The organism is Cupriavidus sp. 207A1, assembly GCF_057798955.1.
In genome coordinates this window covers 64,995-85,033 of record NZ_JBYOJO010000012.1, presented here as the reverse complement: position 1 = coordinate 85,033, position 20,039 = coordinate 64,995, and the positions used below count along the sequence as shown (strand labels likewise).

Below are 20,039 nucleotides of genomic sequence, written 5' to 3'. Positions count from 1 at the left end.
ATAAGACATGCCGCCCGCAGGGCAGTAAACGCGCTTTTTGGTTACTTTTTGGCGCTCGGCCAAAAAGTGACCCGCCCAGCAGGGCGGAACCACGCGGTTCAACAGCCAAAAGCATGTCACCAACATCGACGCCCCCAATAACCAAGACCGCCAGCCCTATCAGGCATGCCGAAACCTATCCAAACAACTCCTCCGCCACCGTAGGATGCACCTGCACCGTCGTCTGCAAATGCGACTCCCTTACCCCCAGCCTTAACGCCACCGCCAGCGCCTGCACAATCTCCGGCGCCGCGTTATCCATCAGGTGCACCCCCAGCACGCGCCCGCTGCGCGCATTGAGCACCAGCTTGAACACCGACTGATGCGGCGTGCCGGCAAAGCGATGCTCCAGCGAGACAAAGCGCTTGATCACGGTACGGATACGCTCGGGCTTGCCGGCGGCCTCGATGGCCTGGGCTTCGGTCAATCCCACCGCACCGATGGCGGGCTCGCAGAACACCGCGGTCGGCACGAAATCGAAATCGGCGCGTTCGCCGCGCCGCCCGAACAGGCGGTCGGCGAGCCAGCGGCCCTGCGCGGTGGCCACAGGGGTAAGGTGCAGGCCGTCGATAGCATCGCCCAGCGCATAGACGCTACGCACGCTGCTGCGGAACTGGCGGTCCACGCGGATGCCGCCCCGTTCGCCGAAGGCCACGCCCAGCGCTTCCAGCCCCAGGCCCTGCACGTTGGAAACGCGCCCGATCGCCGCCAGCGCGGCCTGCGCGCGCACGGACTCGGTCTGGCCGGCGCGGGCCGGGTCGTTGGTAGGCTGGTAGCAGACTTCGACGGCGCCGTTGGCCTGGCTCAGCAGGTGCACGCGCGCGTTCAGGTGCAGCCGCACGCCGCGCGCGGTGAGCGCGTCGGCCAGCGCCGCGCCGATGTCGTGGTCGAAATGCGGCAGCAGCCGCTCGCCGGCGACGATCAGGTCTACCTTCACGCCGTAGCGCGACAGGATCGAGGCCTGTTCCACGCCGATATAGCCGCCGCCGATGACGGCGACTGACGCGGGCAGGCTCTGCCAGGTGAAGACGTCGTCGGAGCTTGCGGCCAGGTCGCCCCCCGGCACCTCGAGCGTGCGCGGGCGCGCGCCGGTGGCGATCAGGATGCGGCGCGCACGGATGGTCTCGTCGCCGACGCAGACTTCCTCCGGCCCGGTGACGCGTGCCTCGCCGTGCAGGACTTCGACGCCGGAATCGGTCAGGCGCTGGGTGTAGCCCACGTTCAGACGCGCGACCTCGGCGTTGACGCGCACGATGGCATCGCGCCAGTCCTCGTGTCCGCCGGTGTGGGACAGGCAGCCCGACAGGATGGCCGACCACGAGGCCCCGTAGGACAGCATCTTCTTGGGCACGCAGCCGCGGTTGACGCAGGTGCCGCCAATGGCGTCGCGCTCGACCAGGATCACGCGCGCGCCATGCGCGGCCGCGCGCCGCGCGCACGCCACGCCGGCCGAGCCGCCGCCGATCACCACCAGGTCGGCCTCGCGCGACTTGTCGTTGCGACGGCTGCGGCCGCTGCGCGCGCGCGGCACCTGCTGCACCGGCGGCGCCGCGCTGACTTCGCGGGCGCGCCGCGGCGCGCTGGCCGCGCTGGCCCCTGGCGCTGTGGAAAGCGGTGTCTGGCGTTTGGTCATCCATGCCTCCTGTCGCGGCACGCGGGCCGCATCGACAATCATCAGGCCAGCGCCGGCAACACGGAAACTAGGCAGCGGGCCGCAGTTCGGTATTCAGGATCGACGGCCACTCGCGCAGGAAAGTTTCCCCGTCGCGGCGGCCGAGTTCGTAGGCGTGCGTCATGGCGTCGGGCCGGGTGTAGTCCCAGCTCGAGATCGGCACGCGCTGCGAGGGCTGCAGGTACAGGCGGCGCTGGCCGCCTTGCTCGAGCACGAAACGGCGCGGGCGCGGGTACAGCCGCGTGACCAGCACCAGCACATTGCCGGGCGCGGCGTCGAGCGCGTCGACCGGCACGTTGTCGACCAGTCCGCCGTCCAGCACCGGGCGCCCGTCGCGGCGCAGCACGGGCGTGAACGGCGGCGTCGACGCCGACTGCAGCAGCAGGTCGGCCAACTGCTCGGGCGAGGCGCAGTCCTGCGCGCGCACGAACTCGGGCCGGAAGCCCAGCTTGCGCCCCAGCCGCGGGTGCAGCGTCTTGAGCACGTGCTTGTCGATGTTGTAGGCCAGCAGCCCGGCCGCCACCGCCAGGCGCGGGCCGCTCCAGCGCGGGATATGCGCCACGCCGATGCGGATCTCGGGCGCCTGCTGCAGGTGCGCGAGGCGCCCATCGGCAAAGATGGTCAGCAGCGCGGTGCGGTAGATGCCGTAATGCGGGAACACGCGCTCGTTGCGCAGCAGGTTGCCCCAGTAGGCATTGCGCCGGTTGTCGGCCAGCACCGCGCGGTAATAGTCCATGGTCTGGTGCGAGTCGTGCGCATAGACCATGCAGGCGGTGGCCGCGCCGGCCGAGATCGCGGCGATCACGCGCGGACGCAGTTGCAGTTCCGGCGCGACCGTGTCCCACCAGCCCGCCTGCCACCAGCAGCGGTTGCCGCCGCCGGCAAAGACGACCTGGTCGAAGGGATTGGCGTCACCGCAAGCCATGGAAGATCCGGAGCGCGTCAGAGCAGGGCGTAGGTGGTGGTGGCCTGCACCGCGAGCTTGCCGTCGGTGCCGGTCAGCTCGATCTCGCCGAACACCACGGTCTTGCCCAGCCGCAGCACATTGGCGCGCACCAGCACGTCGCCGTCGATCACGGGGCGCATGAAGTTGGTGGTCAGCGTGACCGTGGTCATCGGCCGGAACGCGCCCAGCGCGCTGGCCACGGCAACGATCATGGCGGTATCCGCGGCGGACATCAGCACCTGGCCGCAGACCACGCCGCCCGCATGGCGGAACGACTCGCTGAACGGCAGGCGCAGCGTCACGCCGCGCTCATCGACGGCTTCGGCGCGCAGGCCAAGCTGGCGTACCCACGGCGCCAGCACGCGCTCGAGCGTGGCGTCGATGTCGGCAAGGGTCAGGGCTTCGGGCATGAGGCTCCTTGTTCTGTCTGGCCGCGCCATGGCGATCCTGTGGCGGACCGCTATTCCGTCTCCTCCGGCGCGACGCGATGTTTGAGGCAATGATACAGGGGCCCGGTGGCCAGCACCACGAACGCCATCCGGATCACGTGGAAGGCCGTCACCAGCGGCACACCCACCTCCAGCACCTTGGCGGTGATGCACATCTCGGCGATGCCGCCCGGCGTGGTGCCCAGGATCACCGTGGCCGGATGCGCGCCCGACAGCGCCGCCAGCCCCCAGCCGAACAGCGCCGACACCACCAGCGCCAGCACGGTGTAAAGCGCCACCCCCGACAGGAAGCGCGGCGCGGTATGCAGGAACTCGCGCGAGAAACGCACCCCCAGCGACACCCCGATCAGCAACTGTCCGGCCCGGCTCATCCAGGTGGGAATCGCCGACAGCTCGATGCCGCAGGCGGTCAGCACCGCGGCTGCCAGCAGCGTGCCGATCACGAACGGGTTGGGCATGTTCAGCCGCTTCACCAGCAAAGCCACACCCAGCGTGATCGCCACCAGCGCCAGCAGACCCGGCGCGCTGACCACGCGCGGGCCCGGGATATACGGATCGAGCCCGTGGATGCCGCCGTACTGGAAGATCGCCGGCACCGTCACCACCACCATCAGCACCCGCAGCGAATGCGCGGCCGCCACCTGGTCGATGCGCGCGCCGTTGCGCTCGGCCAGGTTGGCCATCTCCGAGGCACCGCCAATCGCGGTGGAGAAGAACGCGGTCTTGAAGGCGACGCCGGTGGTCCGCCGCAGCAGCAGCGCGCCGCCCGCGCCCAGCGCCAGCGCGAACAGCGAGCCGGCGACGATGTACGGCAGGTATTCCACCAGCCGCGCCACCACGTCCGGCGTGAAGTACAGCCCAAGCGAAGCGCCGATGACCCATTGGCCGGCATTGCGCGCCTGCGCCGGCGCGCGCAGGTCGGCGCCGGCCATGCGCGCGGCCGCCACCGCCAGCAGCGGCCCGATCATCCACGGCAGCGGCGTATGCAGGAGGGTGCAGAGCAGGGCGGCGGCCAGCCCGAGCGCCAGCGTGGGCAGCGCGGACAGCCAGCGGTTGGCGGCAAGCGGCATTGGTCAGCGGCCTGGCGCGTGGCGCCGGCGCTTGTTGTTGTGACGAAGGAAAGCAAAGAGGCCCGCGCGCCATGGCGCCGGGCCCCCCGAGAGACTATCGCATGCTAACGCGAATCACGCGGCGTTGTCTGCCTGCGCATGCGCGCTGCCGCGCCCGGCGTGCCAGCGCAGCAGGCGCGGGATCACCACCACCGCCACCGTCAGGGCCAAGATCGAGGCCGAGATCGGCTGGCGCAGGAACAGGCTCCAGTCGCCCTGGCCGATCGACAGCGCGTTGCGCAGCTGCTTCTCCGCCATCGGCCCGAGGATCATGCCGACGATCACGGGTGCGGTGGGGAAGTCGAAGCGGCGCATCACCATGCCCAGCAGGCCGATCACGAACAGCAGCAGCAGGTCGAACCACGACTGGCGGATGCCGTACGCGCCCAGGCCGGCGAAGATCAGGATGCCGCCGTACAGCAGCGGCGTCGGCACGCGCAGCATGCGCACCCACAGGCCGATCGCGGGCAGGTTCAGCACCAGCAGCATCACGTTGCCGATATACAGCGACGCCAGCAGGCCCCACACCAGGTCGCCCGAGGTCTGGAACAGCATCGGCCCCGGCTGCAGGTTGTAGTTCTGGAACGCCGCCAGCAGGATCGCGGTGGTGTTGGAGGTGGGGATGCCCAGCGTCAGCAGCGGTGCCAGCGTCGCCGTCACGGCCGAGTTGTTGGCGGCCTCGGGGCCGGCCACGCCTTCGATCGCACCGACCTTGCCGAACTCTTCCTTGTGGTCCGACAGCTTCTTCTCGGTCGCATACGACAGAAAGGTCGGGATCTCGGCGCCGCCCGCCGGGATCAGGCCGAACGGAAAGCCGATGAAGGTGCCGCGGATCCACGCCGGCAGCGATCGCTTCCAGTCCGACCGGTTCATATGGGTCGAGCTGAGCTTGTTGTAGGTGCTGGGCGGCTGCGGGAAGAAGGCGTTGAACAGGGCCTCGCCCACCGCGAACAGGCCGACGGCGACCACCACGATGTCGATGCCGTCGTACAGCTCCTGCACGTTCATCGAATAGCGCGTCTGCCCCGACAGCGAGTCCATGCCGATCAGGCCGATGCCCAGGCCCAGGAACAGCGCGGTCATGCCGCGCAGCAGCGACGAGCCCAGCACCGCCGAGACCGTGGTGAAGGCCAGCAGCATGATCATGAAGTACTCGCCCGGGCCGAACTGCAGCGCCACGTCGGCCGCCACCGGCGCGAACAGCGACAGCATCACGGTGGCGATGGTGCCGGCCACGAACGAGCCGATCGCCGCGGTCGCCAGCGCCGGGCCGGCGCGGCCGTTCTTGGCCATCAGGTTGCCTTCCATGGCGGTGACCATGGTGGAAGACTCGCCCGGCGTGTTCATCAGGATCGAGGTGGTCGAGCCGCCGTACATCGCGCCGTAGTAGATGCCGGCGAACATGATCAGCGCCGCGGTGGGCTCGACCTTGGCGGTCAGCGGCAGCAGCATCGCCACCGTCAGCGCGGGGCCGATGCCGGGCAGCACGCCGATGGCGGTGCCGAGGAAGCAGCCCACCAGGGCCCACATCAGGTTGATCGGCGTGATCGCGACGGCAAAGCCGTGCATCAGCTGGTTCAGGGTATCCATGCGAAGACTCCTTGCGTGACGGGCGGGCTCAGAAGCCGGCGATGGGCAGCAGCGGCAGGTTGATGCCGAGCAGGAATTCGAACAGCGCCCACATCGGCACCGTGATGCACAGCCCGATGATCGCGTCGCGCACGATGCGGCGGCTGCCGTAGCCGCGCGCCACGCAGACCATCAGCAGCGTCGACGACAAGACAAAGCCGAGCGTGCCGATCAGCGCCATGTTCAGCACCAGGCCCGCGGCGACCCAGACGAAGCCGACGAAGTTGTGTGGCGCGTTGGGCAGCTCGGCGTCTTCTTCCGGCATGTTGCGGAAACCGCCGCGCACGCCCTGCCAGGTCAGCAGCGCGCCGCACACCGCCAGGCCGATCGCCACCAGCGTAGGCACGAAGCGCGGCGACAGGCCCGCATAGCCCTCGTCGCCGGTGATGCCGGACAGGCCGAGGAAGAAGAACAGCGAGATCGCCAGCACGGCGATGCCGATGGCGAGGTGCGAGGGTTTCATGGAGACTCCTTGGCCATGGTCGCCGGGCCGCGGGGGCGGGCGTGCGCGACGCTGGCGGATGCTGCCCGCGCGGCGGCAGGGCCCAGTGACATGTGTTGTTGTCTTCGGTATCGCAGGTGGACACCGGGCCCCGCGCCGTGTTTCCGGCCGCCGGGATCACCGGCGGCGTCGGCAGGCACGACAGGTAAAGCGAGAGTAGTTAGGGCGGCAGGCAGGGCGCGGCAGTCCGCGCGCCTGGCGCTGTGTTACTTGGCCACGCCCAGTTCACGCAGCGTGCCACCCAGGCGGGTCGATTCGCTGTCGACGAACTTGCCGAACTCGTCCCCGGTCAGCAGGAACGGGGTCCAGTCGTTCTTCTGCAGCGTGTCCTTCCAGGCCTTGCTCTCGGTGGCCTTGACCACCGCGTCGATCATGGCCTTGCGCTGCTCGGGCGTGGTGCCCGGCGCGCCGTACACGCCGCGCCAGTTGTAGATCTCGACATTGACGCCTTGCTCCTTCAGCGTCGGGATATCGGCAACGCGGTCCTTGGACGTGACCGCCAGCGCGCGCATCTTGCCGCTCTTGATAAAGGGCAGGAACTCCGACACGCCGGCGATGCCCACCGTCACGTGCCCGCCCATGATCGAGGCCGAGGCTTCGCCGCCGCCCTGGAACGGCACGTAGTTGACCTTCTTCGGATCCACGCCGCTTTCCTTGGCGACCAGGCCGGCCAGGATATGGTCGATCGAGCCCTTGGAGCCGCCGCCCCAGCTGACGCTGCCCGGGTTGGCCTTCAGTTGCGTGGTCAGGTCCTTGATCGACTTGATCGGCGAGCTGGCCGGCACGGTGATGACCATGGTGTCGGCGAACAGGCGCGCGATCGGCGTGGCGTTCTTCAGCGTGACCGGCGGCTTGTTGGTCTCGATCGCGCCGACCATCACGGCACCCACCACCATCAGCGCGTTGGGATTGCCCTTGTCGGTGTTGACGAACTGCGTCAGCGCGATGGTGCCGCCGGCGCCGCCCTTGTTGTCGTACGAAGCGGCCTTGGCCTGGCCCGCGGCGATCATCGCCGCGCCCAGCGAGCGGCCGGTCTGGTCGAAGCCGCCGCCGGGATTGGCGCCGATCATGACCTTGACGTTGTCCATGGCGAAGGCGGGTGCGGCCACGGCAGCGGCGGCAAGGGTGGCGGATGCCATCACGGCATGGGCGAAGCGGAAATAGGTACGGCGCATGGCGGTCTCCTTGGTAATACCGGTGATCGCTTGCCAGTCAATGGCGGCCGCGATCCGACCCGGGGGTTCCGGCGGCCACGGCGTTGCGGGACGGGATGTGCGCCCGGGGCGTGCGCATCAGCGCGGCTTCGGGCTTGTCTCCTGTCCGGCGCGGCGGGGGCTGGCCGGGACTGTTCTTGGATTTTGGTGAACGTCAGGCCGGAACTTCCGGCCTTGGGGCGGATTCTAGGCGGGGGAAACTGTCAAAAGGCTGTCAAATCGGGGGAGAGGGGGGTGGGGTTTACGTGGATGGAGGAGAGTGGACGGGTGGAAGGGCGGCACTTCGTGGAGACGCCGGCACTGAAACACCACCTCACCCCGCCGGCTTCGCCTGCAGGCAAGGATCCTTGCGCCCGACCGCCGGCACCACCACCGCCCTATCGAACTTACCCTCTTCCGGCGCGTTTTCCACATAGCCGATGCTGAGCGCCTGCGCTGCGTCACCGCCCAGCCAGCGCGGCACCCCCACATCGCGCCGCACATGCCCGTTCCCCGCGATCAGCACCGCGCCGCGAGCCGCATAAGGCCGCAACGCCTGCGCCATCACCGCGTCGCGCGCGGCCTGTGCCGCCAGCATGCCGGGCAGCATCGCCTTGGGGAAATTGCCGCAATGCCCGTGGTCGAGCACCGCGGTCTGCGCCGCCACCAGGTCCGGCGGCAGCGCGCCGGTCAGGCCAAGGCGCTGCCTCTCGGCCGCGGAAAACAGCCCGTCGAGCCCGCCGCGCACGATCTTGCCCGCATCGGCGCGCGACAGGTTGGCGGCGACCAGCGGCAAGTCATACTGCAGCGCCAGCGCCACCACCGGCTTGTACAACGGCCACTGCCACGCGCCCCCGCCGGCCTGCGCGATCAGGTAGTCGGCATCGCGCGGGCGCTCGCGGCGGGCCCGGTCGATGTCGGCCTGGCGCTCGCGGTCGAACTGCTCCATGGCGATGGCCGGGCGCCAGCCTTGCTCGATCGCGCGGGTCAGCGCCTCCAGCCGCTGCTGCTGGCCGATGGCGTTGTCGTGGACCTCGCCCAGCAGCACGTAGGGCTTGCCGGCGAAGTCAGCGCCGAGCGCGGATGGCGCCGGCCCCGGGGCCGCACAGCCGGCGCTCAGCACGGCAACGGCAGCGGCCAGCGTGGCGGCCGCGCACAAACGGAATGAGATCACGCGGTCTCCCTTATCTCGTTTCAGTCGCCGGCACCGACGCCTGCGGCGGCGGCTGCTCCGGCACGTACACCATCGATCCGTCCTGCATCCGGTACGCCACGCCGGCCTTGATGCCGTCGCCGCTGCCGACCTGGCCGCTGGCCTGGTAGCGCACCACCTTCTCGCCCTGGCGCGACACGATCTCCATGTTCGGCTTGCCGGGATTCTTGATGATGGTGACGTCATCATGGGTGAACGGGTTGGCCGGGTTCTGCGCGATCGCCACCAGCAGCGCGGCGATCACCACCAGGAACACGTCGATCAGGTTCACCACCGACAGGATCGGGTCGTCGGCCTCGCTCTCTTCCAGGAACTTCATTCGTCCACCTCCCACTGCGGCCGCGACTGCGCCAGCCACACCAGTTCCTCAGCCAGCCAGCGCCGGCGCACATTGACCACCCAGAACGTGATGCTGGCCGCGATCAGCGCCAGGATCACCGCGGAGAAGGCGATGGTGAGATTCTCGCCCACATTGGCCAGGTTGCCACCCGACAGCCCCTTCAGCGCCGGGCCCATCGGGATCATGGTCGCCACCAGCCCCAGCATCGGCGCCACGCGCGTGGCAATGCGCGGGCGCTCCAGCAGGCGGTGCGCGGCGACGTCGAGCGCGTCGGCATCGGCCACCTTGTGCCTGCGCGCCCAGGCCACCAGCACGTAGCCGCGCCCGCTGGCGACCGGATGGCGCGCGCGCAGCCAGGCCTGCATGGCGAATTCGCCGAGGGCCCAGAAGGCATAGAGAAACAGCAGCGCGATCAGCGCCAGCGTCGGGATCAGGAACAGCTGGCCGACGTCGTACATCAGGGTTTCGAGCAGGGTGGGTGTCATGTCTGGTCTCGTTGAATGCGATGGATATCCTGGTGGCCTCAGCGCCGTTCCGGCAGCCAGCTGCCGGATGCAGCGACCGGGCGCCGCCGCGCGCTGAGCGCGCCGCCCGCGATCGCCGCCGCCAGCGCGATGCCGCCGGCCAGCCACGACAGCACCGGCACGATCTCGGCCGCGGGCGGCTTGCGCTCCACCAGCTCCATGCCTTGCACGGGCTGCGGCGGGTTCGGCGCGGGTACGGGTGCCGGAGCGGGTGCCGCGGCGGCAGGCTGCGGCGGCGTTGGCGCCGGCGCCGGACGCGGCGCCGCAGCGCGCGGCTGCAGGCCATAGCCCGGCGCGGCGGCGCGGGCCTGCTGCTCGCGATACTGGTTGAACGCGCGGTTGTGGCTGACGATGTCGTGCCGCTGCGCCAGGTCCTGATAGCGCTGCGCCAGCGTCTGCAGCAACTTGCTGTCGGCTTTCCAGTAGCCCTTGCGCGCGGCCTCGAGCATGCGCTCGATCACCTGTGCCTGGGCCTGCGGCGCGTGCTGTTCGAACCAGTCGTTGAGGCCGAGCTTGTGCTTGTCGTTGACATAGACCTCGGCAAACTCGGTCCACTGGTCGTCGCGCACGATCTCGGGCGAGACCGCGGTCCAGCCCCAGAAGTTGTTGACGGTGTCGAGCACGTTCAGCGCGCCGCTGTAGCCCTCGGCCTTCATGCCCTCGATCCAGCCGGGATGGAAGTAGCGCGTGCGCAGCTCGCTGGCAAGGAAGCCGGCGGCGGTCTCTGTGCGCGCCTGGCTGGCATCGCGCAGGTTGGAGATCAGCAGCTCCGGCGCCTTGCCGGTCAGGTGGCGCACCGCCAGGCCGATGCCGCCGAGGTACTGGAACGGATCGTCGGTGGTGAGCATGCCGTACAGGTTGGAGCTGCGCGCCAGCAGCGCGCCGTCGACGCCCTTGAGGTTCTCGGCATACAGGTTGACCTGCGGCAACGCCTCGCCCCAGTGCTGCTCGTCCGGGCCGTAGGCGTACTGCATGCGCGCCAGATACAGCCTCGCCAGCTTGTCATCGGCCAGGCGGCCGCTGCCGAAGGTGTCGGTCGCCAGCGCCGCATCGTTCAGGCCGGTGCCGTAGTTGCCCGATTCGCTGGCAAAGATGCGCGTCACCGCGAGCCCGTCCAGGCGATCAGCGGGGACCTTGAGCCGGGCCAGGCGCTCGCGCACCGCGCGCGTATTGGCGGCGACCACGTTGCCGGGCTCCGGCTGCGCGGCGGCCACCTTGACGGCCTCGGCCAGCCACTTCATCAGGTTGGGGAAGTGGTCGCGATAGAGACCCGTCGCCGACAGCACCACATCCACGCGCGGACGCCCCAGTTCCGCGGCGGCAATCGGCTCGACACCGACCACACGGCCGCCGTCGTCCCACTTCGGCCGCACGCCCAGCGCCGCCATCGCCTGCGCTTCCAGCATGCCCTGGTGGCGCATGGTCTCGACGCTCCACAGCGAGAACGCCAGCTTGTCGGGATAACGGCCATGGCGCTTGCGCCAGTCGGCGATCATCGCCTCGGCGGCGGCCTGGCCAGCCTTCCAGGCTTCGCGGCTAGGGACCTTGGAGGGATCGAAGCCGTACAGGTTGCGCCCGGTCGGCAAGGTGTCGGGGTTGCGCACCGGATCGCCGCCGGTGCCCGAGTGCAGGTGGCGGCCCGCCAGCGCGGTCAGCAGCCCGGCGTTTTCCGGCGTGGCATCCAGGCTGGCATAGAGTTGCCGCGCGCGCTGCATGTCTTCGCGCTGGCGCGCATCGCGCAGTTCCTCCAGCGGCGCGCCCTCGGCCACATAGCGCCGCACCATCGCATAGGGCGGCGTCTGCGCCAGCTGCGCGTAGTCGACCGCGAACAGTTCTTCCGGCTCGTCGGGGAACACGCGCCTGAGCCAGTCTTTGCCGAGCATCGCCATGGTTGTGTACAGCCGCAGCCCCGGGTCCTGCGACTGGCCGAAGGTGTGCAGGCCATAGGGCTGCAGCGCGCCGCCGAGTTCATGCAGGTGGATGTGCAGCGCATCGAGATAGCCGCTGAAATCCGCGCGCGCCCGTGCCGCGCTCCAGCCCATGTCTTCGAACAGATGCATCGACGCGCTGCGCGACAGGATCTGCTGGCGGATGGTGTCCTTCACCGCGCCTTCGTCCTGCTGCAGGTACGCGTGCAACTGGTCGTGCAGCGCGACCAGGTCGGTATGCAGCCCGGCCGGCCGGAACGGCGGCGTCTGGTGGCTGACGATCACGGCGCGGCCGCGGCGCTTGGCCTGGATCGCTTCGCCGACATCGTCGACGATATACGGATAGATCACCGGCACGTTGCCCAGCACCAGGTAGGGCTGGTCGGTGACCGACAGGCCGCGCTCCTTGCCCGGGGTCCATTCCTGCGTGCCGTGGGTGCCGTAGTGCACCAGCGCCTCGCGGTCCTGGCGCGCCCACAGGTAGGCCGCCATGTAGAAGTGGTTCAGCGGCGTGGTGGTGGAGTGGTAGAGCGCCTTCTCGTCCGACTCATTGCGCTCGCCGCGCGGCGGCACCGGCATCAGCACGACGTTGCCGAGCTGCAGCCGCGGGATCACGAAGCCGGCCTCGCCACGGCGCATGGTCGCCATCGCCGATTGCTCGGGATTGCCCCAGCGCTGCGCGACCGCGGCGCGGAACGGCGCGGGCTGCGCGTCGTACCAGCGGCGGTACTGCGACATCGGCATCCACACCGCGAGGCCGGCATCGAGCAAGGGCTCCAGCCTGCCGCTGCGATAGAAGGGTGCCAGCAGCGCGCCCAGGTCGCGCTGCAGCCGCGCTTCGTCGGCGGCCTCGGTGGTGTAGCCCGCCGCGCGCAGCGCCGCCAGCGTGCTGGCCAGGCTCTTCGGCAGGTTCAGGAACGACGCCGACAGGTTCTTCTCGCCGGCGGGATAGTTGTAGTACAGGATCGCCACGCGCTTGTCGGCGTTGGGCAGGTGGCGCAGCCGCGCCAGCGCCAGTGCCTTGTCGGCCACCGCATCGAGCTGCGCCGGCAGGCCGACGATAGCGCCGTCGCCCTTGGCCGTGGCGGCGGCCAGCATGGGATCGATCACGCCGGCCAGTTCGGGCTGCACCAGATAGAACGGCGTGTCGGTCAGGCTGATGCCGTGCGGGTCGTCCTGCCACGCCTGCGCGTCGCCCTTGCGGTAGGGCATGACCTGCAGCACCGGCACATCGAGCTGCTCGAACTCGGCCTTGCGGCCATGCGGGTTCAGCATGATCTGGCCGTTGACCAGCACGTCGACCAGGCGCTTGCCGCCGGGCATCGCCATGCGCGTGATGCCGTCCGCATCCATCACCGGGCCGTAGAACGTGAGCACGCGCGCGTGGCGGGCTTCGAGGCGGGCGATGAGGTCGTCAATGAAGGCGCTGTCGAGGCCGGACACATAGGCCTGGTGGATGGCGATGCCAATCACCGGGCCGCTGCTGCCGGAGGCGGCCAGCGCTTCCTGCGGCGAGGTAGTGATCACGCCGGCGAGCCTGGGATGGTAGTAGGCGGCCTTCGGGAACACCACGGGCGCCGGGATGCCATCGGCGCTGCGCAGGTGGAACTGGCGGGCCGCGATCGTGCGCATCATCGCGCCGAAGTTGCCGCGGCCGCCGTTGACGTAGTACGCCTGCAGCCGGGCGGCGAGCTCGTCGTCGACACCGTGCGCCTCATGGCGGTCGGTGGCGATCAGCACGCGCGGCACGCGCGCCTCGCTCCACAGCGGACCGAGGCGCTGCAGCATCGCGGTCACGATGTGGTCGCGCGGCGCATCGACGATCAGCAGGTCGGCGTTGTGGATAAACGGCGCGACCTCCTGCGCCGGCATGCGCTCCAGGTACTGCGCCTCCAGCGACATGCCCTGGGCCTGCGCCAGTTCGCGCAGCGGGCCGAACTTGCCCGCCGGCACCGGCGAGCTGGTCAGGATGGCGATGCGCGGCGCGGCAGCCTGCGCCGCGCCGGTCCACATCAGCAGGCACAGCAGCGCCCAGAGCCAGCGCGAAGTTATCGTTTGTGAGGACATGCGTTACCTCCTTGAGCCGGCGTGACTCAGAACGACAGCTTCAGGCTGGCGGCGAAGGTGCGGCCCGGCTGCGTGTAGAAGTCCACGCCGGGCTCGGTCGCCGAGACGCCGGTCTGGCGCACGTCGCCCCACAGCCAGTACTTCTTGTCGAACAGGTTGTTCACCGACAGCGCCAGGCTGACATGGCGGTTGAAGCGCCACCACGCCTGCAGATCGACCACGCCGTAGCCGGCGGGCTTGAAGTAGGTGAACGACGAATCGTCGGTGCGCGTCACCGGGCGCGCGCCGCGCCAGCGGATCGCAGCACCTTGTCCTTGCACACGCTCCCACGTCAGCCCGGCGCTGGCGCGCAGCGGCGAGACGCTGTTCAGCGGCTGGCCGGTCTGCTCGTTGTTGCCATGCGCGTACGCCACCGCGCCGTCGATGCGCCATTGCGGCAGGAAGCGCCACACGCCGCGCCACTCGGCGCCGTAGATGCGCACGCTGGTCTGGTTGCGGTACTGGTAGGTCGCGCGCAGGCCGGGCAGGCATGCGGGGTCGGACGGGCAGGTCAGCTGCACCTGTTCGATGAAGTCGCGGTAGCGGTTGTCGAACAGCGCCACGCTGGTCTGCACGTTGTCGCTGGTATAACGCGCGCCGATTTCGAACGAGCGGCTTTTCTCCGGATCCAGGTTCGCGTTTGGCGCCGCGCCATAGCCCTGCACGGGGTTGCGGAAGCTGCCGTTGACTTCCTGGTAGTTGGGCGCGCGGTAGCCGAACACATACTGCGCCCACAGGTTGACGCGGTCGGTCGCCTGCCACAGCGCCGACAGCTTGGGCGACAGGTGCGAATCGCTCTTGCTCACTGCCGGGCGGCCGCCGGCATTGCTGTAGACCAGGTCATCGCCATCGGGCGAGAGCGAGTAATGGTCGAAGCGCAGCCCGGGCGTGAGCGTGAAGCGGCCATCGAAAAAGCGCATCTCGTCCTGCGCGAACAGGCCGGTCTGGCGGGTCTCGCCGGTGGGGAAGTCGTGGATCGGGAAAGTCTCGCCGGCCAGCGTCTTGGTGGTGGTGCCGGTGGTCAGGTTGCGCACGGTGCCGTCGCGCGACTCCGACGAGCGCACGCGCATGAAGTCCACGCCGCCGATCAGCCGGTGCTCGACGCCGCCGGTGGCAAACGACTTGTCCCCCTGCAGGTTGAAGCCGGTCTGCTCCTGCTTGAAGCCGAAGCCCAGCGAGACGTTGCACAGGCTGGTGCCGCGCGTGGTGGCCGAGCAGCCGGTGCTGGTATTGCTGCGCACCTGGTTGGTCAGCGTGGTGGTCTCGGACTCCTGGTAGTAGACCTGCGCGGCCAGGCGGTCGAGCACGCCGCTGGCCGGCTTCCACTCGTAGTCGAGGCTGACGCGGTCGCGGCTCAGGTCTTCATTGCCATTGGCGGCGGTGACGCGCGGCAAGGCCGTGGACAGGCGCAGCAGCTCGGTGTCGGTGTTGCCGTCGCGATGCTCGTAGGTGAACCCGAACTTGTGCGCCGGGCTGGCGTTGAGCAGGATCTTGCCCAGCCACGCCTGCGTGCGCACGTCCTGCGGGTTGGGCCGGGTGCGGTTGACCGAGCTGGAATCGTCGCTGCCCATGTTCTTCATTTCATGCGCGTTGCGGTTCGCGTACATGAACAGGCCCTGCAGCGTGTCGCTGCCGCCGGCCACGCCCGCAGTCTGGCCGAAGCCGTTGTCGATGCCGTTCCAGTTGAGCCCCAGCTCGCCGCCGACCTTGCGGCCCTGCATCAGGTCCGACGGATCCTTGGTCGCGTACGCCACCACGCCGCCGATCGCATCCGAGCCATACAGGCTCGACGCCGGCCCGCGCAGCACTTCGACGCGCTTCAGGAACGAGAACTCCGGCGCATCGCGCGTCGCGCTGGAGATGTTCGACGGCCCGCCGCCATTGAAGAAATCGGGCAGCCGCACGCCGTCGACCATCTGCAGCACGCGGTTGTCCTCGATGCCGCGGATATTGATGCTGCCGGCGCCGAAGCGGCGGCGGTCGCGCGGCACGTCGATATCCGGCTCGTCGGCGAACAGGCCGGCCTCGTCGACCGGTTGTGCCCGCTCGACCTGGCGCGCATCGCGCGTGGTGATGGTGGAAGCGACCGCGTCGGCGCGCTCTGCGGTGCGGGTGGCGGTGACCACCACCTCATTGAGCGCAGCGAGCGTGGTGGCGTTGGCGATGGCAGGCGCGCACAGCGCCGCGCACACGGCGGCAACAGGCGTGACCCGGACGGTGGCGCGCAGGCGCGCCAGGCAGCGACGTTCCATGGATTCTCCCCAAATGAAAGCGGACGCTGGCTGGCTGGAAACGGGGGCGTATGGCTGGCTCGCGTGGAGGCGCTACCTGACGGCGGAATGCCATCGCAACTGGCGCCTCGTTTTTGTTAACGAGAATTATTATCGTTTACTGCGAGCGCGGTAAAGCGCTTCACGCATAGGATGTGGTGGCTCTACCACATAGACGGCATGTTGTCGGCTGGATAGCCGTCCTCGGAGTAGCTCCCGGTGCCATGCAAACTTTGTTTGCAGAGAGGTTAGCAACCTACTAACATGCATGCATGCCATCGAATTCACCAGGCAGGCCGCGCAAGCGTTGAAGGCAATGCCGAGGAATGTCGCAGCAACGATCCGGGCAAAGATCGACGTGCTCGCCACGAATCCCTACGCACCCAATCCGAATGCGACCCGGCTCGCGGGGCGGCCCGGCTACCGGCTGCGGGTGGGAGATTGGCGCGTGCTGTACCAGATTGAAGACGGCCGGCTTGTCATCCTCGTGGTGGCGATCTGTCCGCGAGGAAGTGCCTACCAATGACCAACATCCAATTCATCCAGCGCGATGGCCGTCGCGAGTTTGCCGTGGTGCCCATCGAGGTCTGGGATCGCGTCAAGCATCTGATCGAAGCGAGCGATGACGTCATCCTGTTTGACGCCGCCACGGAACAGGACGACGGCTTCCGCGTGCCGGCCGCCGTGCTCGACGCCGAACTGGCCGGCGATCATCCGGTCAAGGCGTGGCGCAACTATCGCCGGCTGACGCAGGATGCCCTGGCCCGGGCCGCGGGCCTGAGCAAGCCGTATCTCAGCCAGATCGAAAATCGCGCGCGCGCTGGCAGTGCCGAAGCGCTGCGCCGGCTGGCGCAGGCCCTGGACGTACCCGGCGACATCCTCGCGGAATCGGGCGCATAGCCGGCTTTCCAGCCATCGCGCTCAGTGCTGCCGCACCGTCTCCCCGCTCACCTTCTCCGGCAACCGGTTGCCGTCCGCATCGATCTGCAGCGGCCCGGTGCCGGAGAACCGGTCCAGCGCCAGGTAGATCACCGGCGTGATGAACAGCGTGATCACCTGCGAGAACAGCAGCCCGCCCACCACCGCCAGGCCCAGCGGCTGGCGCAGCTCGGCGCCGGCGCCCAGGCCCAGTGCCAGCGGCAGCGCGCCCATCACCGCGGCGAAGGTGGTCATCATGATCGGCCGGAAGCGCAGCAGGCATGCCTGCCGGATCGCCCTGGCCGGGGTCATGCCCTGCTCGCGCTGCGCCGCCAGCGCGAAGTCAATCATCATGATCGCGTTCTTCTTGACGATGCCGATCAGCATCAGCACGCCGATCACCGCGATCAGCGACAGCTCGACGTTGAAGATAAACAGCGTCAGCAACGCCCCCACCGCCGCCGAGGGCAGGCCAGCCAGGATGGTCAGCGGGTGGATGTAGCTCTCGTACAGCACCCCCAGCAGCGTGTAGATCACCGCGATGGCCGCCACCAGCAGCACGATCTGCGTCGCCTGCGACGACTGGAACACCGCCGCGTCGCCGCCCCAGCTGGTGAAGATCGAGGTCGGCATGGCGATCTCCTGCTTGTAGCGGTCGATGCGCGCGGAAGCGTCCCCCAGCGCCGCGCCCGGGGCCAGGTTGAACGACACCGTCACCGACGGCAGCTGCCCCTGGTGGTTGACCGCGATCGGGCCGACCCGGCGCTCGGTGGTGGCGAAGGCCGACACCGGCACCATTTGCCCGGTCTTGCTGCGCACATAGAGCTTGGAGAACGCGCTTTCGTCGGTGCGGTCGACATCGGCCGCCTGCAGGATCACGTAGTAGTTGTCGATCGGCGTGTAGATGGTCGATACCTGGCGCTCGCCGAAGGCCGAGTACAGCGCGGTGCGCACGTCCTGCATCTGCACGCCGAGCGCATTGGCCTTGTCGCGGTCGATGGTCAGGTGCGCCTCGAGCCCGGACTGCTGCGAGTCGCTGGTGACGTCGCGGAACAGGCTGTCGGCGCGCATCTTCGCCATCAGCTGGTCGGAGTAGTCCTGCAGCTGGCCAGCCTTCACGCTCTGCAGCGTGTACTGGTAGCGGCTCTTGCTCTGGCGCCCGCCCAGCTGCAGGTTCTGCACCGGCGCGAAATACACCGCCAGTCCGGGTACCCCGGCGACGTCGCGGCGCAATGACTCGATCACCTTCGGCATGGCCCCGCGCTCGCCGCGCGGCTTCAGTTCGACGAACATGCGCCCGGTGTTGATCGCCGGCGACGGACCGCCGCCGATGGCGACCACGATGCTCTTGACCGCCGGGTTGGCGCGCATGCGCTCGGCCGCGTCGCGCAACCGCTCCGACATGGCGTCGAAGGAAATATCCTGCGGTCCTTCGGCGTTGACGCGGATCTGGCCGATGTCCTCTTCAGGGAAGAAGCCCTTGGGGATGGCCACGAACAGCACCGCGGTCAGCACGAAGGTCAAACCCGCCGCCGCCAGCACGGTGCGCCGGTGCGCCAGGCACCAGTCCAGCCCGCGCGCATAACGGTGCAGCGTGAACTCGAACAGGTTCTCGAACCACTGCGTCGAGCGCATGCCCAGGGTCGGCTTCTGCGGCGCCGCGGGCTGCGCCACCGCGTGGTCGCCATAGGCGTGGTGCGACTCATCCACTGGCACGTTCTCGGCCGACAGGAAGCGCGCGCACAGCATCGGGATCAGCGTCAGCGACACCAGCGCCGACACCAGGATCGACAGCGACACCACCGCGGCGAATTCGTGGAACAGCAGCCCGATCACGCCCGGCATGAAGAAGATCGGGATGAACACCGCCACCAGCGAGATCGAGATCGACAGGATGGTGAAACCCATCTCGCGCGATCCCACCAGCGCGGCCTTCAGCGGCGGCACGCCTTCCTCGATATGGCGCACGATGTTCTCGAGCATGACGATGGCATCGTCCACCACCAGCCCGACCGCCAGCGTGATCGCCAGCAGCGAGACGTTGTCCAGGCTGTAGCCGAACGCCTTCATCAGCGCCACCGTGCCGATCAGCGAGATCGGCAGCGACACGGTGGGGATCAGCGTGGCGGCGGCGCGGCGCAGGAACAGGAAGATCACCATCACCACCAGCGCCACCGTCAGCGCCAGCGTGAACTGCACGTCGTGGATCGATTCGCGGATCGAGTTGGAGCGGTCGTTGACCACCGCCACGTTGACCGAACCCGGCATCTGCGCGATCAGGCGGGGCAGGGCGGCCTTGATCGCATCGACCACCGCCACGGTGTTGGCGTCGGGCTGGCGCAGCACGGCCAGCACGATCGAGCGTTCGTTGTTGAGCCAGCTGCCGGTCTTGATGGTCTCGACGCTGTCCTCGACCTCGGCCACGTCGGACAGCCGCACCAGCGCGCCGTTGGGCTGGCTGGCGACGATGATGTTGCGGAAGGCATCCGCATTGGTCATCTGCCGGTTGGCCTGGATCGTCAGGGTCTGGCGCGCGCTGTCGAGCGTACCCACCGGGGTGTTGGCGTTGGCGCGGTTCAGCGCGGTGGCCAGCTCGTCCAGCGTCAGGCCGCGCGCGGCCAGCGCGTCGGGGTGCGCGCGCACGCGCACCGCAAAGCGCTTCTGGCCGAAGATCTGCACCTGCGCCACGCCCGGCAGCGTCGCCAGCGTTGGCGAGATCAGGTTGTCGCCGAAGGCATTCAGGTCCGCCAGGCTCATCGCCGGCGAGTTGATCGCCAGCAGCAGCACCGGCGCGTCGGCCGGGTTGACCTTGCGGTACGACGGCGGCGTCGTCATCTCGATCGGCAGCGAACGCTGCGCGCGGAACAGCGCCGCCTGCACGTCCACGGCCGCGTCGTCGATATCGCGGTCGCTGTTGAATTCGATGGTGATGCTGGAATTGCCGAGCGTGTTCGACGAGCTGATCACCGACACGCCGGGGATGGTCGCGAACTGCTTTTCCAGCTGCGTCGCCACCGATGCCGCCATGGTTTCCGGGCTCGCGCCCGGCAGCGTCGCGGTGACCTGGATCACCGGCGAGTTGAAGCTGGGCAGCGCGGCGATCGGGATGGTCGGATACAGCACGATGCCGGTGACGATCACCGCCAGGCACAGCAGCACCGTCATCACCGGACGGCGGATGCAGAGTTCCGAGAGCGTCAT

15 protein-coding genes are annotated in these 20,039 nt (G+C 68.9%); 2 read left to right on the top strand and 13 right to left on the bottom strand.

Annotated elements, in window-relative coordinates; genetic code table 11:
* Nucleotides 1-175: 175 nt before the first annotated feature.
* The 12 genes from AC3FMM_RS21495 to AC3FMM_RS21440 form a co-directional block, all read right to left on the bottom strand.
* Nucleotides 176-1,672, bottom strand: a complete 1,497-nt coding sequence (locus AC3FMM_RS21495; protein WP_116313205.1) for a dihydrolipoyl dehydrogenase family protein — start codon at nucleotides 1,670-1,672, stop codon at nucleotides 176-178.
* A 67-nt stretch (nucleotides 1,673-1,739) separates the two neighbouring features.
* The gene (locus tag AC3FMM_RS21490; protein ID WP_115711445.1) at nucleotides 1,740-2,636 is read right to left on the bottom strand and encodes a patatin-like phospholipase family protein; all 897 of its coding nucleotides are present in this window, start codon (nucleotides 2,634-2,636) and stop codon (nucleotides 1,740-1,742) included.
* 17 nt (nucleotides 2,637-2,653) lie between these two features.
* Nucleotides 2,654-3,067, bottom strand: coding sequence for a PaaI family thioesterase (locus tag AC3FMM_RS21485; RefSeq protein ID WP_115711443.1), 414 nt, complete (start codon nucleotides 3,065-3,067; stop codon nucleotides 2,654-2,656).
* A 50-nt stretch (nucleotides 3,068-3,117) separates the two neighbouring features.
* Complete coding sequence (locus AC3FMM_RS21480) at nucleotides 3,118-4,176, bottom strand: AbrB family transcriptional regulator (protein WP_116311942.1); 1,059 nt, start codon at nucleotides 4,174-4,176, stop codon at nucleotides 3,118-3,120.
* Between the two features lie 114 nt (nucleotides 4,177-4,290).
* Nucleotides 4,291-5,805: a tripartite tricarboxylate transporter permease gene (locus AC3FMM_RS21475; protein ID WP_115678992.1), complete on the bottom strand. Its 1,515-nt coding sequence runs from the start codon at nucleotides 5,803-5,805 to the stop codon at nucleotides 4,291-4,293.
* Nucleotides 5,806-5,833: 28 nt separating this feature from the next.
* The gene (locus tag AC3FMM_RS21470; protein WP_115678991.1) at nucleotides 5,834-6,307 is read right to left on the bottom strand and encodes a tripartite tricarboxylate transporter TctB family protein; all 474 of its coding nucleotides are present in this window, start codon (nucleotides 6,305-6,307) and stop codon (nucleotides 5,834-5,836) included.
* 245 nt (nucleotides 6,308-6,552) lie between these two features.
* Nucleotides 6,553-7,521 carry a tripartite tricarboxylate transporter substrate binding protein gene (locus AC3FMM_RS21465; protein ID WP_115711439.1) on the bottom strand — a complete coding sequence of 323 codons (969 nt, stop codon included), beginning with the start codon at nucleotides 7,519-7,521 and terminating at the stop codon, nucleotides 6,553-6,555.
* Nucleotides 7,522-7,873: 352 nt separating this feature from the next.
* Complete coding sequence (locus AC3FMM_RS21460; protein ID WP_373429544.1) at nucleotides 7,874-8,710, bottom strand: ChaN family lipoprotein; 837 nt, start codon at nucleotides 8,708-8,710, stop codon at nucleotides 7,874-7,876.
* Nucleotides 8,711-8,723: 13 nt separating this feature from the next.
* Nucleotides 8,724-9,071 carry a DUF2149 domain-containing protein gene (locus AC3FMM_RS21455; RefSeq protein WP_326347621.1) on the bottom strand — a complete coding sequence of 116 codons (348 nt, stop codon included), beginning with the start codon at nucleotides 9,069-9,071 and terminating at the stop codon, nucleotides 8,724-8,726.
* On the bottom strand, nucleotides 9,068-9,577 hold the full coding sequence (locus tag AC3FMM_RS21450; RefSeq protein WP_115678988.1) for a MotA/TolQ/ExbB proton channel family protein: 510 nt from the start codon (nucleotides 9,575-9,577) through the stop codon (nucleotides 9,068-9,070). The genes AC3FMM_RS21455 and AC3FMM_RS21450 overlap by 4 nt, the downstream gene beginning before the upstream one ends.
* Nucleotides 9,578-9,615: 38 nt before the next feature.
* Entirely contained in the window at nucleotides 9,616-13,611 is a 3,996-nt protein-coding gene (gene cobN / locus AC3FMM_RS21445) for a cobaltochelatase subunit CobN (protein ID WP_488687433.1), read from the bottom strand.
* Between the two features lie 26 nt (nucleotides 13,612-13,637).
* Complete coding sequence (locus AC3FMM_RS21440; protein ID WP_488687432.1) at nucleotides 13,638-15,902, bottom strand: TonB-dependent hemoglobin/transferrin/lactoferrin family receptor; 2,265 nt, start codon at nucleotides 15,900-15,902, stop codon at nucleotides 13,638-13,640.
* Nucleotides 15,903-16,188: 286 nt separating this feature from the next.
* Here AC3FMM_RS21440 and AC3FMM_RS21435 point away from each other — a divergent pair, with 286 nt between their 5' ends.
* Nucleotides 16,189-16,446, top strand: a complete 258-nt coding sequence (locus AC3FMM_RS21435) for a type II toxin-antitoxin system RelE family toxin (RefSeq protein WP_473703095.1) — start codon at nucleotides 16,189-16,191, stop codon at nucleotides 16,444-16,446.
* Complete coding sequence (locus tag AC3FMM_RS21430; RefSeq protein ID WP_116311938.1) at nucleotides 16,443-16,820, top strand: helix-turn-helix domain-containing protein; 378 nt, start codon at nucleotides 16,443-16,445, stop codon at nucleotides 16,818-16,820. The genes AC3FMM_RS21435 and AC3FMM_RS21430 overlap by 4 nt, the downstream gene beginning before the upstream one ends.
* Nucleotides 16,821-16,841: 21 nt before the next feature.
* Here the strand turns inward: AC3FMM_RS21430 and AC3FMM_RS21425 are convergent, their stop codons facing one another.
* On the bottom strand, nucleotides 16,842-20,039 hold the full coding sequence (locus AC3FMM_RS21425; RefSeq protein WP_116311937.1) for an efflux RND transporter permease subunit: 3,198 nt from the start codon (nucleotides 20,037-20,039) through the stop codon (nucleotides 16,842-16,844).